We start from the raw sequence: 17,031 nt of genomic DNA on the forward strand, positions 1-17,031 counted from the left end.
GGTCAGTGCGCCTCGCCGCCAGGCGGCATCGCGACCGGCGAAAGCATGGTCTCCCCCGCCCGAGCCGGCGCGTCCAGTTCCACCCGCTCGATCTCCTGGAAGCGGCGCACGATCTTCTCGCTCGTCCTGTGCACGTCGGTCACGTCCTCGTTCGCCTGCCTGATGTGCGACGCGAGCTTGCGCATGCGGTCCTCGAAACGGCCGAACTCCCGGCCGAGCTTGCCCAGTTCGTCCTGGATGACGTGCACCTGGTGGCGCGTCTCGACATCCTTCAGCACGGCACGTGCCGTGTTGAGCACGGCCATCATCGTGGTGGGCGACACGATCCACACGCGGCGGCGTAGCGCATGGTCGACCACCTCGCCATGGTGCGCGTGGATCTCCGCGAACACCGCCTCGGCGGGAACGAACATCACCGCACCGTCGCTGGTCACGCCTTCCAGGATGTACCGGCTGGCGATGTCGTCGACGTGCTTGCGCACATCGGCACGGAAAGCCTTCTGCGCCTCCTTCCTCTCCGGCTCCGTCAGCGCCTCGTCGAACATGCGGTGGTAGTTCTCCAGCGGGAACTTGGCGTCGATGGCGACAAGCCCCGTGGGCTCCGGCAGACGCAGCACGCAGTCCGCGCGCGTATTGCCGGGAAGCGTGTACTGGAACTCGAAGGCCGAAGCGGGCAGCGCGTTGCGCACCAGATGTTCGAGTTGCACCTCCCCGAACGCGCCGCGGGAGCGCTTGTCGCCCAGCAGCTCCTGCAGGCTCACCACGTTGGTCGTGAGCCCGTCGATCTTGCGCTGTGCCTCGTCGATGGTGGCCAGTCGCGCCATCACGTTGGCGAACGTCTCGTTGGTGCGCCGGAACCCCTCGTCCAGGCGCTCGTTCACCTTGCCCTGGATCTCGCCCATGCGGCCATCGAAGGACCGGGTGAGCGTCTCGAGCGTGGCAGTGAGCTGCTGCGTCAGCGACTGGACGCTCGTCCGCAAAGATTCCGATTGAGACTGCGCCTGCTGGCCCAGGGCCGCGAGCGATTTCTCCAGCAGTTCGGTCCGCAGTTCGCCCAATGCACGGCGCTGGGCATCGCGATGTTCCGAAAGGGCGTCGGTCTGCGACTGCCGCATCTCGGCGAGACTGCGGTGGCTGGACATCTGCAGCGCGACGAGCGCATCGCGCGTCTGCTGCAACTGCTGTTCGACGGTACCGCGCAGCGCATCGCTGCGCTCCGCCGTGTTCGCGACCAGACGGTCGCCCAGCGAGTTCAATGCATCGTTCGTATCGCGCAGCATGGACAGATGCCGGTCGCCCAGCGATGAGGCGAGTGTCCGCGCGGCTTCGTCCTGCCGCGACTCGAGGCGCCGGAGCGTGACCTGCTGCCGCCACACGAGAAGCAGCGTGACGATCGCGGCGGCCAGCAGAATCAGATCGAGGACGGTGGCATTCATGGCGTCCGGAGTATAGAGGGCCGACGCACCTGCAGCCGCCGACGCCCGGGCGCTCAGAAGCGGCGCGGCAGCAGCAGCAGACGGTATTCGGAAGTCTGGGCGTCGACGACGCTCACGTGCGACACGGACACACTGCCCACGGCGGGATCGGCCCCGAGCGTTCCCTTGAGCGCGGGCATGTCGAGCGTGGGCGAGCCGTGCAGCACGAGCACGACACCGGTCCCACGCGCGGAGATCGAATCGAGCGTGACGCCCTGCGGAAGCCTGCCGTCCAGCCGTTCGAACAGATGCGTGGCAAGACGCGCGGCATCGTCCGTGGGCCCGTGGTTCTCGTCCGCTGCGGACCCGGCGTGTGCTGCCGGATTCTGTGCTGTCGCTGCCTGGAGCGCCGGAGCCGTCTCCGCAACGGCAGGCGGGGGCAGATCGTTCGACGTCGGAACCCAGTCGGCCGGCCAGGCCGAGGGCGCCAATCTCGAATAGGTGGTTGCAGGCGATGAACAGTACTGGACGCTGAGGATGTCCGTGGTCTTCATCGGACACCGGGCGGTGCGCACGAGCAGTCCCTTGTCCACGTCCGGCGTCACGTCCACTTGGGTGAAAACGCTGGAGGCCGGTTCACCCCCCTTCTTGACGAGCCGGGACCCGCGGTACAGCGTCACCCATCCGGCTTCGCACGACACGGCCATGATCCGGTGTTCCTGCGAGCGGACGAGCACCGGCCGTTCCTGCGTCTCGCCAGGAACGCGGATGTCGCGCGGATCGGGGCCCAGGAGGACCTCCGACCGCCAGCGTTCGTAACGGGCCGGCGCCGACTTCCGCAGGCCGAGGGCCGCCTCGATGAACTGTTCCCGCGACATGGCCCGGGCGAGGGCGATTTCGGATGCGGAACGCGACGCGAGCTTCACCACGCTCCACTGTCCGAGTTCGGTCGGCGGGAAGATCTCGTCCGCGGCCGCGAAGCCCGATCCGTCCTGGCCCGCGTACCGGTACACGCCGTCCAGGCGGGGACACGTCTTGCCGTCCGGGCCCCAGTTGCCCTTGGCCTGGGCAGGCAGGTCCCGCGGGATGTCATCGCCGAAAGGGTTGCAGGCAGAGATGAGGAAAGTACAGGCGGCCCCGGCCAGCCAGCCGCTGGAGAACCGGAACAGCCTATCGGCGCCGGACCGGGTGCCGGCGTCGGGAATGCGAAACTCCCTCCATCGGACAGCCCGGCACCGGGAAGTCGTCCGGTCCCGGACAAAGCTCATGGCCGTTCCCGGCACGGACGAACCGGACCCGGAAGTACCGGCGCGATTACGCCGCGACGTCCGACGAGGCGCGCGACGCGCGCTTGCGCTCGTGTTCCTTGAGATGACGCTTGCGGATGCGGATGGACTTCGGGGGTGATCTCCACCAGCTCGTCGTCACCGATGAACTCGATGGCCGATTCGAGCGTGAGCTGGATGGGCGGCGTGAGGTTGATCGCCTCGTCCTTGCCGGCGGCGCGGACGTTGGTGAGCTTCTTGCCCTTCACCGGGTTCACGATGAGGTCGTTCTCGCGCGAATGGATGCCGATCACCATGCCCTCGTACAGCGCGTCGCCCGGGGAGACGAACATGCGGCCGCGATCCTGCAGCTTCCACAACGCATAGGCGACCGCTTCGCCCTCGTCCTGGGAGATCAGCACGCCGTTGCGGCGTTCCGCGATGTCGCCCTTCACCGGACCGTATTCGTCGAACACGTGGCTCATGATGCCGGTGCCGCGCGTCATGGTGAGGAAGTCGCCCTGGAAGCCGATCAGGCCACGCGCGGGGATGCGGTATTCCAGGCGGACACGACCCTTGCCGTCGGGCTGCATGTCGAGCATCTCGCCGCGGCGGCGCCCCAGCTCTTCCATGACCGTGCCCTGGTGGTTCTCTTCCACGTCCACGGTCAGCATCTCGTAGGGCTCGAGACGTTCGCCATTGACTTCCTTCATGACCACGCGAGGACGGCCGACCGCCAGCTCGTAGCCTTCGCGGCGCATGTTCTCCAGCAGGATGGTCAGATGCAGTTCGCCGCGGCCGGATACCACGAAGGTGTCGGAGTCGGCCGTGAACTCCACGCGAAGCGCGACGTTGCTCTGGAGTTCGCGCTCCAGTCGCTCGCGGATCTGGCGCGAGGTGACGTACTGGCCTTCGCGGCCTGCCATGGGTGAAGTGTTGACGACGAAGTTCATGGTGAGCGTGGGTTCGTCCACCGTCAGCAGGGGCAGCGCCTCGGGGTTGGCGGGATCGCACAGCGTGACGCCGATGCCCACGTCTTCCACGCCGTTCACCAGCACGATGTCGCCGGCTTCTGCCTGCTCGACCACGGTGCGCTCCAGGCCCTTGAACAACAGCACCTGGTTGACCTTGGTGAGCTTCGGTTCGCTGTCCGGCCCGTTCATGAGCGCCACCTGCTGCCCCGAACGGATACGGCCGCGCTGGATGCGGCCGATGCCGATGCGGCCGACGAACGTGGAGTAGTCGAGCGAGCAGATCTGCAGTTGCAGCGCGCCTTCCGGATCGGCGTCGCGCACCGGCACGTACTTGAGGATGGCCTCGAACAGCGGACGCATGTCGGGGGTGGCCTGTGTCGCGGAATCGGACGCCCACCCTTGCAGGGCGGAGGCGTACACCACGGGGAAATCGAGCTGCTCTTCGGTGGCGCCGAGCTTGTCGAAGAGATCGAAGGTCTGGTTCACCACCCATTCGGCGCGGGCGCCCGGACGGTCCACCTTGTTCACCACCACGATGGGCTTCAAGCCCTGGGCGAGCGCCTTGCGCGTCACGAAGCGTGTCTGGGGCATGGGGCCTTCCACGGCATCCACCAGCAGCAGCACGCTGTCCACCATGGACAGCACGCGTTCGACCTCGCCGCCGAAGTCGGCGTGTCCGGGCGTATCGACGATGTTGATGTGCGTGCCCTCGTACTGCACGGCGCAGTTCTTCGCCAGGATCGTGATGCCCCGTTCCTTCTCCAGGTCGTTGGAGTCCATGACCCGTTCGGCCACCTGCTGGTGGGCGGCGAACGTGCCGGACTGGCGCAGGAGCTGGTCGACCAGGGTGGTCTTGCCGTGGTCGACGTGGGCGATGATGGCGATGTTGCGGATGGCTCGGGTCACGATGGAAACACCTTGCGCGGACGCGCGTGCGTGGATGACGGACAGGCAGCAGCCGAAAAGGCTAACCGCGCATTGTGACGGCGCGACGACGGGCTGTCCAGACGAATTTGCTCTTATCGGACGCCCGCGGGAAAGTTTCAGCGGTCAGGACCGCCTCAGGACCTCCATCGGCGCAGTCCTGAGCACACCTCGCGTGCCGAGCAGCCCGGCAAGCGCCACGCCCAGCGCCCCCAGACCCAGGCCTGCCACCCAGACGAGCGGGTTCACCTCGTAGGCCACCTCCAGCACCCGGCTGGCCAGCACGAAGCCGAGGGAAGTCGCCCCCACGGCGGCGAAGACGCCGGACAACGCGCCGATGACCATGAACTCCGCCGTCTGCGCGCGCCCGATCTGCCGGGTACTCGCGCCGAGCGTGCGCAGGATGGCGGCTTCGCGCCGGCGCTCGTCGTGGGTCGTCTGGATGGCGGCGAAGAGCACCAGAAAACCCGCCGCCAGGGAGAAGAGGAACAGGAATTCCACGGCCCGCACCACCTGCCCCATCATCGTCTGCACCTGCTGCAGGATGGCCGCGACATCGATGACCAGCAGGTTGGGGAACCGCTTGACCAGCCGGTCCATGACTGCCCCCGATGACTCCGGCAGATGGAAACTGGTCACGTAGCTCGCGGGGTAGGACTCCAGCGTTCCCGGAGGCGACACGACAAAGAAATTCACGCGGAAGCTGTCCCATGCCACGGTGCGAAGGCTGGTGACGGGCGCCTCCAGCCGCTGTCCCGCGATCTGGTACGTGAGGGTGTCGCCCGCCCGGATGCCCAGGGTGTCGGCGATGCCTGTCTCCACCGAGAACTGCGGCTCGCCCCCGGCCGGGCGCCACCAGCGGCCGGCCACGATGCGGTTGTCGTCCTGCGGTCGGGCCGCCCAGGACAGGTTGAATTCCCGGTCCACCAGACGCCTCGCGCGATCCTCCGTGTAGTTCGCGGAGCTGACGGCCTTGCCGTTGATCTCGGTGAGCCGGCCGCGAATCATGGGAAAGAACTCGGGAGACGCCAGGCGCTCCTCGGCGAAGAAGCGCTCGATCTCGCTGACCTGCTCCGGCTGGATGTTCACCAGAAACCGGTTGGGCGCCTGATCCGGCAGGGATTTTCGCCAGCTGTCCAGCAGGTCGCCCCGCGTGATCGACAACAGGATGAGGGCGAGCAGACCGGCGCCCAAGGCCACGATCTGGACCACCGTGCCGGACGCCCTGCGCGACAGATTGGCGAGCCCGAAGCGCCAGACGAAACCGGTCTTGCGCGCAAGGCCCGCCGTGGCCCGGATGAGCCCGAAGGCCGCGACCGCGGCGACCGCGGCAGCTCCGATCAGCCCCCCCAGCACCCAGGACGCGAGCTTCGCGTCCTGGGTGTGCCAGAAGACCAGTGCCGCGACCGCTGCCAGTCCGGCCGCGTACGCGAGCCAGGCCAAGCCGCCGGGCGGACCCAGGTCGCGGCGCAGCACCCGAAGGGCCGGCACGCGCCCGAGGTCGATGAGCGGCGGCATCGCGAAACCCGTCAGCATGACCAGCCCTGCGGCCACCCCTTGCAGCGCCGGCAACGCGCTCGGGGGCGGAAGCTGCACCGTCACGATGGGGGCCAGCATTTCCGACAGGGCGAACTGAGCGATGAAACCCAGCGCGCACCCCGCGAGACCGCCGGCCAAGCCCACGATGGCCACCTGGATGGCGTGGATCCAGACGGTGGCCCGCCGGCTGGCGCCCAGACAGCGCAGCATCGCGCAGTGATCCAGATGCCGCTGCGCATACCTCCGCGCGGCGAGCGCGACGGCCACGGCGGCCAGGACGATGGACAGCAGGGAGGCCAGCCCGAGGAACTTCTCCGCCCGCTCCAGGGCGGAGCGGATTTCCGGCCGGGCGTCGCGCACGTCCTCGATCCGCTGCCCCGCCTGCAGGGAATCCCAGACCTCCTTGCGCCAGCTTTCCAGCTGCGAGGCAGAACCGCCCAGCATGAGCCGGTACTTGATCCGGCTGCCAGTCTGGACCAGGCCGGTCGCCTCCAGGTCTCCAGAGGCCACGATGAGCCGCGGCATCATGTTGAGGAAGCCGATGTTGGCCTCGGGATCGGACTCGATCCGCCCCGCCACCGTGAAACTGCGATCGCCGAGGTCCAGCGTTCCACCAAAGGCAATGCCCAGGCGGGCCATCGCGCGGTCGTCCAGCCACACGGTCCCCGGAGTCGGCCCGCCAGCGCCCGGCCTGATCGCGCCGGACGCATCCCGGATTTCAAGACGGCCCTTGAGCGGATAGCCCGAGCCGATGGACTTCACTTCCACCAGCAGGCTCCGCTCGCTGGCCATCGCCATGCTCGGGAAACGGATCGTTTCGGCACGGCGCAGCGAACGGCTGGCGGCGGCGGCCCGGAAGGGGTCGCCAATCGGGCGGTCCGAGACCAGCACCAGATCTGCGCCGAGGAGCTGGCTTGCCTCCTGGGACAGCGCCTGCTTCACGCGGTCGGCGAAGAAGGCGACGGTGGTGAAGGCGGCGACGGCGATCACGACCGAAACCGCCATCACGCGCAGTTCGCCTGCCCGGTAGTCTCGAGCGAGCAGGCGCAGGGCAAGACGCAGGACCGACCTCATGCGAAGATCGCCTGCGCCTGCCGCTCGTCGGCCACCAGTCTTCCGCCGGCCAGCCGCAGCCGGCGTTCGCATCGCCGCGAGAGCCCTTCGTCGTGGGTCACGAGCACCAGCGTGGTGCCCCTTTCGCGATTGAGCTCGAACATGAGCTGGACGATCTCCGCTCCGGTAGCCGCATCCAGATTGCCCGTGGGCTCGTCCGCAAACAGCACCTGCGGCGGACCGCCGAATGCCCGTGCGATGGCCACGCGCTGCTGTTCCCCTCCGGAGAGCTGCCGGGGGTAGTGGGTCATCCGGTCCGCCAGGCCCACCCGGCTCAGCAATCCGCTGGCAGCCGCCCTGGCGTCGGACACTCCCGCGAGTTCCAGCGGCAACATCACGTTCTCCAGGGCCGTCAGCGATGGCAGGAGCTGGAAGGACTGGAACACGAAGCCGATGGTCTCGCCGCGCAGCGCCGCGCGCCCGTCCTCGTCCAGGTCGTTCAGGGCCCGGCCCGCGAGGGTGACGGCCCCCGAACTGGGCAGGTCCAGCCCCGCCAGCAGTCCCAGCAGCGTGGTCTTGCCCGAGCCGGACGCGCCCACCACCGCAACGGATTCGCCGCGGGCGATGTCGAAGGTCACGTCGTCCAGGATGGTGAGCTGCGTGCTGCCCGTGGCGACTTGCTTGGTCAATCGCGAGGCGGAGACAATCGTTGTCATGAAATTCCCGAGAATGGAAGGCAGCGGGCCGGTGCGGCGCCGCGAAGCTTGCACGAAGACGCGGCGCCGCGCTCTGGCGGCCGCCCTGACGCTGACAATCGCCGGCATGGCCGGGTTCACGGCGGCAGCGCCGCCGGCGGGGACGGTACTGGTGCTGGGTGACAGCCTGTCGGCAGGTTACGGCGTACCGGCGGGCCAGGGCTGGGTCGACCTGCTCGCGCGGAAGATGGCGGGCACCCATCCCGGATTCAAGGTGGTCAACGCGTCGATCAGCGGCGAGACGACCTTCGGCGGACTGGAACGGCTGCCCCGCCTGCTGAAGGACCACGCCCCGTCCGTCGTGGTCGTCGAACTGGGTGCGAACGACGGCCTGCGCGGCATGGACCTGTCCCTCACCAAGGGCAATCTCGAGCGCATCGTCTCGGCGAGCCGCAATGCGGGCGCGAAGACGCTGGTCGTGGGCATGCGCATCCCGCCCAACTACGGACCGGTCTACACGAAGCGGTTCTTCGAGCTGTTCAGCGACGTTGCGAAGGCTTCCTCTTCCGCCTACGTCCCCTTCCTGCTGGACGGACTGGCGGGCGACCGGGGCAACTTCCAGGATGACGGCATCCACCCGGTCGCCGCCGCGCAGCCGCGCATCCTGGAAAACGTGTTGCCTTCGCTGTCGATGCTGCTCGGGAAGGGCTGAGTCCCGCCAAGGGTCCGGGCCGTCGACGCACTCACGATCTGCGCCCCCCCCGGAAAAGCCGGCTCGCGCCTCCCCGGGTGAGCCCGGCACTGCGCGCGGCACCGTCCGGGGCTGGTCCCGTACGCCATCCGCCTGCTGCAAGACGACGCGCCTCCGGCCACGCGCGGAGTTCGCGCACGACCCGGTCGTGAGAGAATCGCGCCCTTCGCGAACCCTCCCCCTTCCATGCGCCACGACGTCGCCACCGTCGCCGATCTGGACGGATTCGACGCCGTCATCGACGTCAGATCGCCCGCCGAGTTCGCCGAGGACCACGTGCCCGGTGCGCTCTCCTGCCCCGTCCTGGACGACGAGGAGCGTGCCCGTGTCGGCACCCTCTACAAGCAGGTCTCGCCCTTCGCGGCCCGCAAGGTCGGAGCGGCCCTCGTCGCCGCGAACATCGCACGCCACATCGAAGCGAATTTCCTCGAGCATCCCCGCCAGTGGCGGCCGCTCGTGTATTGCTGGCGCGGAGGAAAGCGCAGCGGTTCCATGACGCACGTGCTGCGCGAGATCGGCTGGGCGGCGCAGCAGCTCGACGGAGGCTACAAGTCCTTTCGCCGCCACGTGATCGGCGAACTGGACGCATTGGCGGCCGGCCTGCGGTTCCGCGTGATCTGCGGGCTCACGGGCTCGGGCAAGAGCCGGCTGCTGCGGGCGCTGGCAGAGCGCGGCGAGCCGGTGCTCGATCTGGAGGCCATCGCGGCTCATCGCGGTTCCGTGCTGGGCGATCTGCCGCAGGAACCCCAACCGAGCCAGAAGGGATTCGAGACGCAGTTGTGGCAGGCCCTGCGCAAGCTGGACCCTTCCCGGACGGTCTTCGTGGAATCCGAAAGCCGCAAGATCGGCAACCTCCGCGTGCCCGAATCGCTCATGGACCGCATGCACGCGGGCGAGTGCGTGAAGATCGAGGCCGACGTTTCCACGCGCGCAGCGTTGCTGCTGGAGGAGTACGCGCACTTCTTCGACGACCCGGCGCGGCTGGAAGCGAAATTGCGCGCGCTGACGCCTCTGCACGGCCACCGCGTGGTGGACCGCTGGGTGGAACACGTGGCCGCGCGCCGGTGGCCCGAGCTGGTCACCGAATTGCTCGTCGACCACTACGATCCTGCGTACACGCGCTCCATCGGCGGCCACTACGCGACGTGGCACACCGTCGATGCCGTGACGATCGGATCGCCGTCGGCCGAGTCGTTCGCCCGCGCCGCCGGGCAGATCGGGGCGGGGGTCGTGCAGCCGTGACGCGCCCGAGACTGCCCCTCATCCTGCTGCTCGTTGCCATCTTCTGTGCCGTGTGGTTTGCCAACCTCGACACGCGCAGCCTCATCCGGCCCGACGAAGGCCGCTATGCGGAAATCGCGCGTGAGATGGCCGTCTCCGGCGACTGGGTCACACCCCGCCTCAACGGCCTCAAGTATTTCGAGAAGCCACCGCTTCAATACTGGGTCACCGCGGCCGCATTCCGCATGTTCGGTCCGGACGAATGGACGGCGCGGCTGTGGCCTGCGCTCACCGGCGTCCTGTGTGTCCTGGCAGTGTGGCGCATCGGACGCCGGCTGTTCGGCGAACCGGCCGGCGCATACGCCGCGCTCGTCGCCGGCTCCATGCTCTGGATGGTGGCCAACGCCCATCTCAACTCGCTCGACATGGGGCTCACGTTCTTCCTCACCGTCTGCGCCGGCGCGCTTCTCGTCGCGCAGCAGCGCCGCACGGCAGTGGAGTCGCGACGCCGCTGGATGGCGGCGGCGTGGGTGGCCTGCGCGGGCGCGGTGCTCACGAAAGGCCTGATCGGAATCGTGCTGCCGGGCGGTGCCATCACGTTCTATCTGCTCGCGACGCGGGACTGGCGTCTCCTGACCCGGCTGCACATCCCGGCGGGCCTCGTCGTGCTGCTGCTGATCGCGGCGCCATGGTTCGTGGCGGTGTCCCTGGCGAATCCGGAGTTTCCGGAGTTCTTCTTCGTCCGCGAGCACTTCCAGCGTTATCTCACGACCGTGCACCGCCGCAGCGAGCCGTGGTGGACGTTCGCACCGATGCTCATCGCCGGAACCCTGCCCTGGGTCGTGCTGGCCGCGCGCTCCGTCTGGCGCGCGCACGGTCAGGACGATCCCGCGGCGCCATTGCGTCCGCGGCTCTATCTGCTGTGCTGGATCGTCTTCGTGTTCCTGTTCTTCAGCGCCTCCAGTTCCAAGCTGCCCTCGTACATCCTGCCGCTGTTTCCTGCCCTGGCGTGGCTGATGGGCGACCGGCTCGCGAACCTGCCGGCGCGGGAATTGCGCTGGCACGCCGTACCGCTATTGCCCCTCGCCATCGCGGCCGGCGTGCTGGGCTTGCGCGCGGAGCGGTTCGCCAACGAGCGCACGCCCGTGGCGCTGTACCAGGCCTTCGAGCCGTGGATCGTGGGCGCAGCCATCGCGATGGGCGTGGGCTCCCTGCTCTGCATGGTCTGGAGCTCGAGAGGCCGCAAGGCGGCGGCGGCGACTGCCCTCGGATTCGGCGGACTGGTCGCGTGGCAGGCGGCGATCACCGGGCACGATGCGCTGTCGCCCTCCTTCTCAGCGGCCCGCTTCGCCCGGCAGACGAAGCCGCTGATCCGGCCCGATTGCCCGTTGTACAGCGTACGCACCTATGATCAGACGCTGCCTTTCTATCTGGAACGCACCGTGACCCTGGTGGCGTTCTCGGACGAGATGACCTTCGGCGTGGAACGCGAACCGCAGCGCTGGATTCCGGACATGGACGGGTTCGCAGCCCGCTGGCGCGAAGGCGGATGCGAGTACGCGTTCATGGAGCCCGCCGTGTTCGACGAACTGACCGCCGCCGGTCTGCCCATGCGGATCGTGGGACGCGACACCCGGCGCGTGCTGGTCGCTCACCCCGGGATGGAGATCACGCCGCTGCCATGAATGCCGTCGCGTTCGCTCTCGTCGTCTTCGGCGTCATGCTGAACGCCGCCGCCCAGCTCCTGCTCAAGGCCGGCACGAATGCCATCGGCCACTTCGACTTCACCCTCGCCAACGCGCTGCCCATCGGCATGAAGGTGGCCTTCGAGCCCCACATCCTCGGCGGCCTCGCGTGCTACGTCGTGAGCGTGGCCGTGTGGATCCTGGCGCTGTCGCGCGTGGAGGTGAGCATCGCCTACCCCATGCTGTCGCTGGGCTACGTCGTCAACGCCGTGGCGGCTTACTATCTGTTCGGCGAGTCCCTCAATGCGATGCGCCTCTGGGGCATCGCCGTGATCATCGTCGGCGTCGTGCTGGTGGCACGGAGCTGATTCCCGCGCAGGTTTGCCCATGACCCAGGACTTCCTTCCCTTCACCCGCCCTGCCATCGACGAGGCGACGATCCAGGGCGTCGTCGACGTTCTTCGCTCCGGCTGGATCACCAGCGGTCCGCAGGTGAAGCGCTTCGAGGCGATGCTGTCGGAGTACTGCGGCGGCCGGCCCGTGCGTGCGCTGGTCTCGGGCACCGGCGCGCTGGAACTGGCCCTGGAGATTGCCGGCGTGAAACCGGGAGACGAAGTCATCACGACACCGCTCACCTGGGTCGCCACGGCCAACGTGATCGTCCGGGCCGGAGCCCGGCCGGTGCTGGTCGACGTCGACCCGGCCACACGGCTGATCGACATGGAACGCGTGGAAGCGGCGGTCACGCCGAAGTCGCGCGCCGTCATTCCGGTGGACCTGGCCGGACTTCCTGCCGACCGCGACGCGCTGTACGACGTGGCGGAACGCCGCGGGCTGCGGGTGATCGAGGACGCCGCGCAGAGTCTCGGTGCCGCGTGGAACGGCCGCCGCATCGGCAGCTTCGGCGACCTCGTGTGCTTCTCCTTCCACGCCAACAAGAACGTCACGACTGCCGAAGGCGGCTGTCTGGTGCTCAACGACGAGCGCGAAGCCGGCCTGTGCGAACGTCTGCGCCTCCAGGGGGTCGTACGTCTGCCCGACGGAGAGCAGGAAGTGGAGGTCGCCGGCGCCAAGCTCAACATGACCGACATCGCGGCACGCATCGGCATCGGCCAGCTCGCGCGGATCGAGGAGTTCACCGTGCGGCGCCGCGTGCTGGCCGAACGCTATTTCGACAAGCTCGACCGGGAATTGCCACTCGATCTGCCGCCTCGCGACCGCACGCAGTCCAACTGGCACATGTTCCAACCGGTCCTGCGCCTGGACGAACTGTCCATCGGCCGCGCGGACGTGCTGCGCGGATTGCAGGAACGCGGCATCGGTGCCGGCGTGCACTATCCGGCGCTGCATCTGTTCAAGCTCTACCGCGGCATGGGCTACGGACCCGGGGACTTTCCGCACGCGGAGCGGATCGGCGCCGGCATCCTGACGCTGCCGCTGTTTCCGGCCATGCGCGACGAGGACGTGGACCGGGTCTGCGAAGCACTGCGTGATATCCTCCGACCGCACGTGAAATCCCGCCACCGATGAGCGCGTCTCCCGCCGTTTCCGTCGTCATACCGGTCTACAACGAAGAATCCGGCCTGCCCGGCCTGTTCGAGCGTCTCTACGGCGCGCTCGATCGCCTGGGCACGAGCTACGAAGTGGTCTTCGTGAACGACGGCAGCCAGGACCGCTCGGCCGCCCTGCTGCGGGAGCAGTTCCAGCGCCGACCCGACCAGACCCAGGTGGTGCTCTTCAACGGCAACTTCGGCCAGCATCTGGCGATCATGGCAGGCTTCGAGCACGCGCGCGGCCAGCGCATCGTCACGCTGGACGCGGACCTGCAGAACCCGCCGGAAGAGATCGGCCGGCTGCTCGCCGCCATGGACGAAGGTTACGACTACGTCGGCACGATCCGGCAGATGCGCAAGGACACCGCCTTCCGCCGCAATGCCTCGCGCGCCATGAACCGCCTGCGCGAGCGCATCACGCGCATCCGCATGACCGATCAGGGCTGCATGCTGCGCGCGTACAGCCGGGACATCATCGACGCCATCAATTCCTGCAGGGAAGTGAATACCTTCATCCCGGCGCTTGCGTACACGTTCGCGCAGAAGCCTACGGAGATCGAGGTGACACACGAGGAGCGCGCGGCCGGCGAATCGAAGTACTCGCTGTACAAGCTGATCCGCCTCAATTTCGATCTGGTCACGGGCTTCTCGCTGGTTCCGCTGCAGATGTTCTCGCTGTTCGGCATCGCGATCTCGCTGCTGTCCGTGGCCTTCGTGGTGTTCCTCGCCATCCGCCGGCTCGTGATCGGGCCCGAGGCCGAGGGGCTGTTCACCCTGTTCGGAATCGCCTTCTTCCTGATCGGCATCGCACTGTTCGGCATCGGCCTGCTGGGCGAGTACGTCGGGCGCATCTACCAGCAGGTGAGGCAGCGTCCGCGGTACATCGTGCAGGCCGTGCTGGTCGCGCCCGCGAGGCCTTCCGGGGCCGAAACTTCGCAGGCCCGCGTGGCTTCCGCGAGCCGATGACCGGGCGGGCCGTCGTACTCGCCTACCACGACGTGGGCTACCGCTGTCTGAGCGTGCTGCTCGCCCACCGCATGGACATCCCGCTGGTAGTGACCCACCGCGACTCGCCCACGGAGCAGATCTGGTTCGCCAACGTGGCCTCGCTGGCAGGCAGCCATGGCCTTCCGGTGGCGTACGCGGAGGATCTGGACGATGCCGCCCTGGCCGACGCGGTCCGTGCCGCCGCGCCCGATTTCCTGTTCTCGTTCTACTTCCGCCGCATGCTTCCGCCGGCAACCCTCTCCCTGGCGCCCCGGGGCGCGCTCAACCTGCACGGCTCGCTGCTGCCGCACTATCGCGGGCGGGTGCCGGTCAACTGGGCGGTGATCCGCGGTGAAGGACAGACCGGCGCTTCGCTCCACTACATGGTCGCCAAGCCCGATGCCGGCAATCTGGTCGATCAGATGGCCGTGCCGATCCTGCCGGACGACACGGCCGGCGACGTGTTTCGCAAGGTGACCGTCGCGGCCGAGGTCGTGCTGGATCGTTCGCTGCCGGGCCTGCTTGCGGGAACGGCCGCCTCGCGGCCGATGGATCTCGTCAAGGGCAGCTACTTCGGCGGCAGACGCCCTGAGGACGGACGGATCGACTGGACGCGTCCGGCGGCGGACGTGCACAACCTCGTGCGCGGCGTGGCACCGCCCTACCCTGGCGCGTTCACGGTCCTGGCGGGGCGGCCCGCCCGCGTGCTTCGAACCCTGTCGGCCTCGCGGCCGACGGCCCGCCCTGCGGGAACCGTCTATGCCGAGGGTGACCGCCTGTTCGCTGCGTGCGGCGACGGCCGGGCCCTCCCGATCCTGTCGCTGGAGGTCGACGGAAACTCGCTCGACGCCGCGGCATTCCGTAAACTGCTCGGTGACGAGGCGCTCGCCTCGGAGCCCGGACGATCATGAAGAAAATCCTCATCCTCGGTGTCAACGGCTTCATCGGACACCACCTGTCCAAGCGGATCATCGAAACCACGCCGTGGGAGGTCTACGGCATGGACATGCAGAACGACCGCGTCGCCGATCTCTGCACTCATCCGCGCTTCCACTTCTTCGAAGGCGACATCACCATCAACAAGGAGTGGATCGAGTACCACATCCGCAAGTGCGATACGGTGCTGCCGCTCGTGGCGATCGCGACTCCGGCCACGTACGTGAAGGAGCCGCTGCGGGTGTTCGAGCTGGACTTCGAGGCGAACCTGCCCATCGTCCGGTCGTGCGTGAAGTACCGCAAGCGCATCCTGTTCCCCAGCACCTCCGAGGTCTACGGCATGTGCCGGGATGCGGAATTCGATCCCTACGAGTCCGAACTGGTCGTGGGCCCGATTCCGAAACAGCGGTGGATCTACTCGGTGAGCAAGCAGCTTCTCGACCGCGTGATCTGGGCCTACGGAGTGCAGGAAGGGCTGGACTTCACCTTGTTCCGCCCCTTCAACTGGATCGGATCGGGCCTGGACAACATCCACACGCCCAAGGAAGGCAGCTCGCGCGTCATCACCCAGTTCTTCGGCCACATCGTGCGGGGCGAGGAGATCAAGCTGGTCGACGGCGGCGGGCAGAAACGCGCGTTCACGTACATCGACGACGGCGTGGATGCCCTGATGCGGATGATCGAGAACAAGGACGGCATCGCCAGCGGGAAGATCTACAACGTGGGCAACCCGCGCAACGAGTTCTCCGTGCGCGAACTCGCCACGATGATGGTGAAGCTCGCCCTGGAGTATCCCGAATACCGTGATGCGGCCGGCAAGGTGCAGCTCGTGGAAACGACGTCCTCGACGTACTACGGCGCCGGGTATCAGGACGTCCAGCATCGCATGCCTCGCATTCGCAACACGACCGAGGACCTCGGCTGGGAGCCGAAGGTCGCCATGGCGCAGGCCCTGCGCTTCATCTACGATGCCTACCGGACCCAGGTGGCCGAGGCGCGCGGACTGGTCGACTGACCGGCGCCGGAGAGATCCCCCGTCACCCTCGTGCATTCCGCCAGGACTTTCCCGATCCGCGTCCCAATCTCCGACGCATGAAACTCGCCCTCAAGGTCGACGTCGACACCTACCGCGGCACCCGGGAAGGCGTGCCGGCCCTCACCGATCTGCTGCGCCGCCGCCGGGCGGGCGCCACGTTCCTGTTCAGCCTCGGTCCGGACCACACGGGACGCGCGATCAAGCGCGTCTTCCGGCGCGGATTCGCCGCCAAGGTCAAGCGCACATCCGTGGTGTCGCACTATGGCATTGCCACCCTCATGTACGGCACGCTCCTGCCGGGGCCGGACATCGGCAGGCGGTGCGCGGACGAAATGCGCCAGACCCGTGACGCCGGCTTCGAGGTGGGGGTCCATACGTGGGACCACATCCGGTGGCAGGACGGCGTGGCCGAGGCCGATGCGCAATGGACGAAGCAGGAGATGGAGCGCGCGTGCGAGCGCTTCGAGGAGATCTTCGGCGAGCCGCCTCGCGTTCATGGGGCCGCGGGCTGGCAGATGAACCGTCACGCCTACCGTCTGACCCAGACTCTGGGGTTCGACTACTGTTCCGACACGCGCGGCGAGCATCCCTTCGTGCCGCTTTACGAGGCCGAACTCATCGCCTGTCCGCAGCTGCCCACGACACTGCCCACCCTCGACGAGTTGTTGGGACGCAACGGCATCACGCCCGACAACGTGGTGGATCACCTGCTCGATCTGACACGGGTCCATCCTGCGGCGGGTCACGTCTACACGCTTCACGCGGAGCTGGAAGGCCGCAAGCTCATGCCGGTCCTCGAGGCGCTCCTGACCGGGTGGTCCGCGCAGGGATACGAGCTCGTGAGCCTGCGGGACTACTTCGATGCCCTGCCCTCCAAGGCCTTGCCGCGCCACAATGTGGCCACGGGCGAGATCGAGGGGCGCAGCGGCAGCCTTGCGCTGCAGGGCCCCGAGTTCCTGGCGCGCTATGCGTGAACTTCCACTGCGCAGGCGAGCGG

The 17,031-nt window shown here is 67.9% G+C and carries 13 protein-coding genes and 1 pseudogene; 9 read left to right on the forward strand and 5 right to left on the reverse strand.

Going from position 1 to position 17,031, the window contains the following annotated elements; translation table 11 throughout:
• Positions 1 to 2: 2 nt before the first annotated feature.
• The 5 genes and pseudogenes from rmuC to IPK20_14260 all read right to left on the reverse strand — a co-directional run bounded on the left by rmuC (position 3) and on the right by IPK20_14260 (position 7,886).
• The gene (rmuC, locus tag IPK20_14240; GenBank protein ID MBK8017758.1) at positions 3 to 1,436 is read right to left on the reverse strand and encodes a DNA recombination protein RmuC; all 1,434 of its coding nucleotides are present in this window, start codon (positions 1,434 to 1,436) and stop codon (positions 3 to 5) included.
• Between the two features lie 53 nt (positions 1,437 to 1,489).
• The gene (locus IPK20_14245; GenBank protein ID MBK8017759.1) at positions 1,490 to 2,683 is read right to left on the reverse strand and encodes a hypothetical protein; all 1,194 of its coding nucleotides are present in this window, start codon (positions 2,681 to 2,683) and stop codon (positions 1,490 to 1,492) included.
• Between the two features lie 46 nt (positions 2,684 to 2,729).
• Positions 2,730 to 4,560, reverse strand: a pseudogene (gene typA / locus IPK20_14250) (translational GTPase TypA).
• 144 nt (positions 4,561 to 4,704) lie between these two features.
• A complete protein-coding gene (locus tag IPK20_14255) occupies positions 4,705 to 7,191 on the reverse strand; it encodes an ABC transporter permease (GenBank protein MBK8017760.1) in 2,487 nt (828 codons plus the stop codon).
• Complete coding sequence (locus tag IPK20_14260) at positions 7,188 to 7,886, reverse strand: ATP-binding cassette domain-containing protein (GenBank protein ID MBK8017761.1); 699 nt, start codon at positions 7,884 to 7,886, stop codon at positions 7,188 to 7,190. The genes IPK20_14255 and IPK20_14260 overlap by 4 nt, the downstream gene beginning before the upstream one ends.
• A gap of 13 nt (positions 7,887 to 7,899) precedes the next feature.
• Between IPK20_14260 and IPK20_14265 the strand changes: the two genes are divergently transcribed.
• From IPK20_14265 to IPK20_14305, 9 genes are all read left to right on the forward strand, one after another.
• On the forward strand, positions 7,900 to 8,577 hold the full coding sequence (locus tag IPK20_14265; GenBank protein ID MBK8017762.1) for an arylesterase: 678 nt from the start codon (positions 7,900 to 7,902) through the stop codon (positions 8,575 to 8,577).
• Between the two features lie 225 nt (positions 8,578 to 8,802).
• Positions 8,803 to 9,858: a tRNA 2-selenouridine(34) synthase MnmH gene (mnmH, locus tag IPK20_14270; GenBank protein MBK8017763.1), complete on the forward strand. Its 1,056-nt coding sequence runs from the start codon at positions 8,803 to 8,805 to the stop codon at positions 9,856 to 9,858.
• Positions 9,855 to 11,522, forward strand: coding sequence for a glycosyltransferase family 39 protein (locus IPK20_14275; protein MBK8017764.1), 1,668 nt, complete (start codon positions 9,855 to 9,857; stop codon positions 11,520 to 11,522). The genes mnmH and IPK20_14275 overlap by 4 nt, the downstream gene beginning before the upstream one ends.
• Positions 11,519 to 11,890: an EamA family transporter gene (locus IPK20_14280; protein MBK8017765.1), complete on the forward strand. Its 372-nt coding sequence runs from the start codon at positions 11,519 to 11,521 to the stop codon at positions 11,888 to 11,890. The genes IPK20_14275 and IPK20_14280 overlap by 4 nt, the downstream gene beginning before the upstream one ends.
• Before the next feature lie 19 nt (positions 11,891 to 11,909).
• Positions 11,910 to 13,052, forward strand: coding sequence for a DegT/DnrJ/EryC1/StrS aminotransferase family protein (locus IPK20_14285; protein ID MBK8017766.1), 1,143 nt, complete (start codon positions 11,910 to 11,912; stop codon positions 13,050 to 13,052).
• Positions 13,049 to 14,041, forward strand: coding sequence for a glycosyltransferase (locus IPK20_14290; GenBank protein MBK8017767.1), 993 nt, complete (start codon positions 13,049 to 13,051; stop codon positions 14,039 to 14,041). The genes IPK20_14285 and IPK20_14290 overlap by 4 nt, the downstream gene beginning before the upstream one ends.
• The gene (locus IPK20_14295; GenBank protein ID MBK8017768.1) at positions 14,038 to 14,973 is read left to right on the forward strand and encodes a formyltransferase; all 936 of its coding nucleotides are present in this window, start codon (positions 14,038 to 14,040) and stop codon (positions 14,971 to 14,973) included. The genes IPK20_14290 and IPK20_14295 overlap by 4 nt, the downstream gene beginning before the upstream one ends.
• Positions 14,970 to 16,013 (forward strand): bifunctional UDP-4-keto-pentose/UDP-xylose synthase, encoded by a 1,044-nt coding sequence (locus IPK20_14300; protein MBK8017769.1) that lies wholly within the window; start codon positions 14,970 to 14,972, stop codon positions 16,011 to 16,013. The genes IPK20_14295 and IPK20_14300 overlap by 4 nt, the downstream gene beginning before the upstream one ends.
• Before the next feature lie 77 nt (positions 16,014 to 16,090).
• Positions 16,091 to 17,008 carry a 4-deoxy-4-formamido-L-arabinose-phosphoundecaprenol deformylase gene (locus tag IPK20_14305; GenBank protein MBK8017770.1) on the forward strand — a complete coding sequence of 306 codons (918 nt, stop codon included), beginning with the start codon at positions 16,091 to 16,093 and terminating at the stop codon, positions 17,006 to 17,008.
• Positions 17,009 to 17,031: the final 23 nt, after the last annotated feature.

Source organism: Betaproteobacteria bacterium (assembly GCA_016713305.1).
Lineage (GTDB): Bacteria > Pseudomonadota > Gammaproteobacteria > Burkholderiales.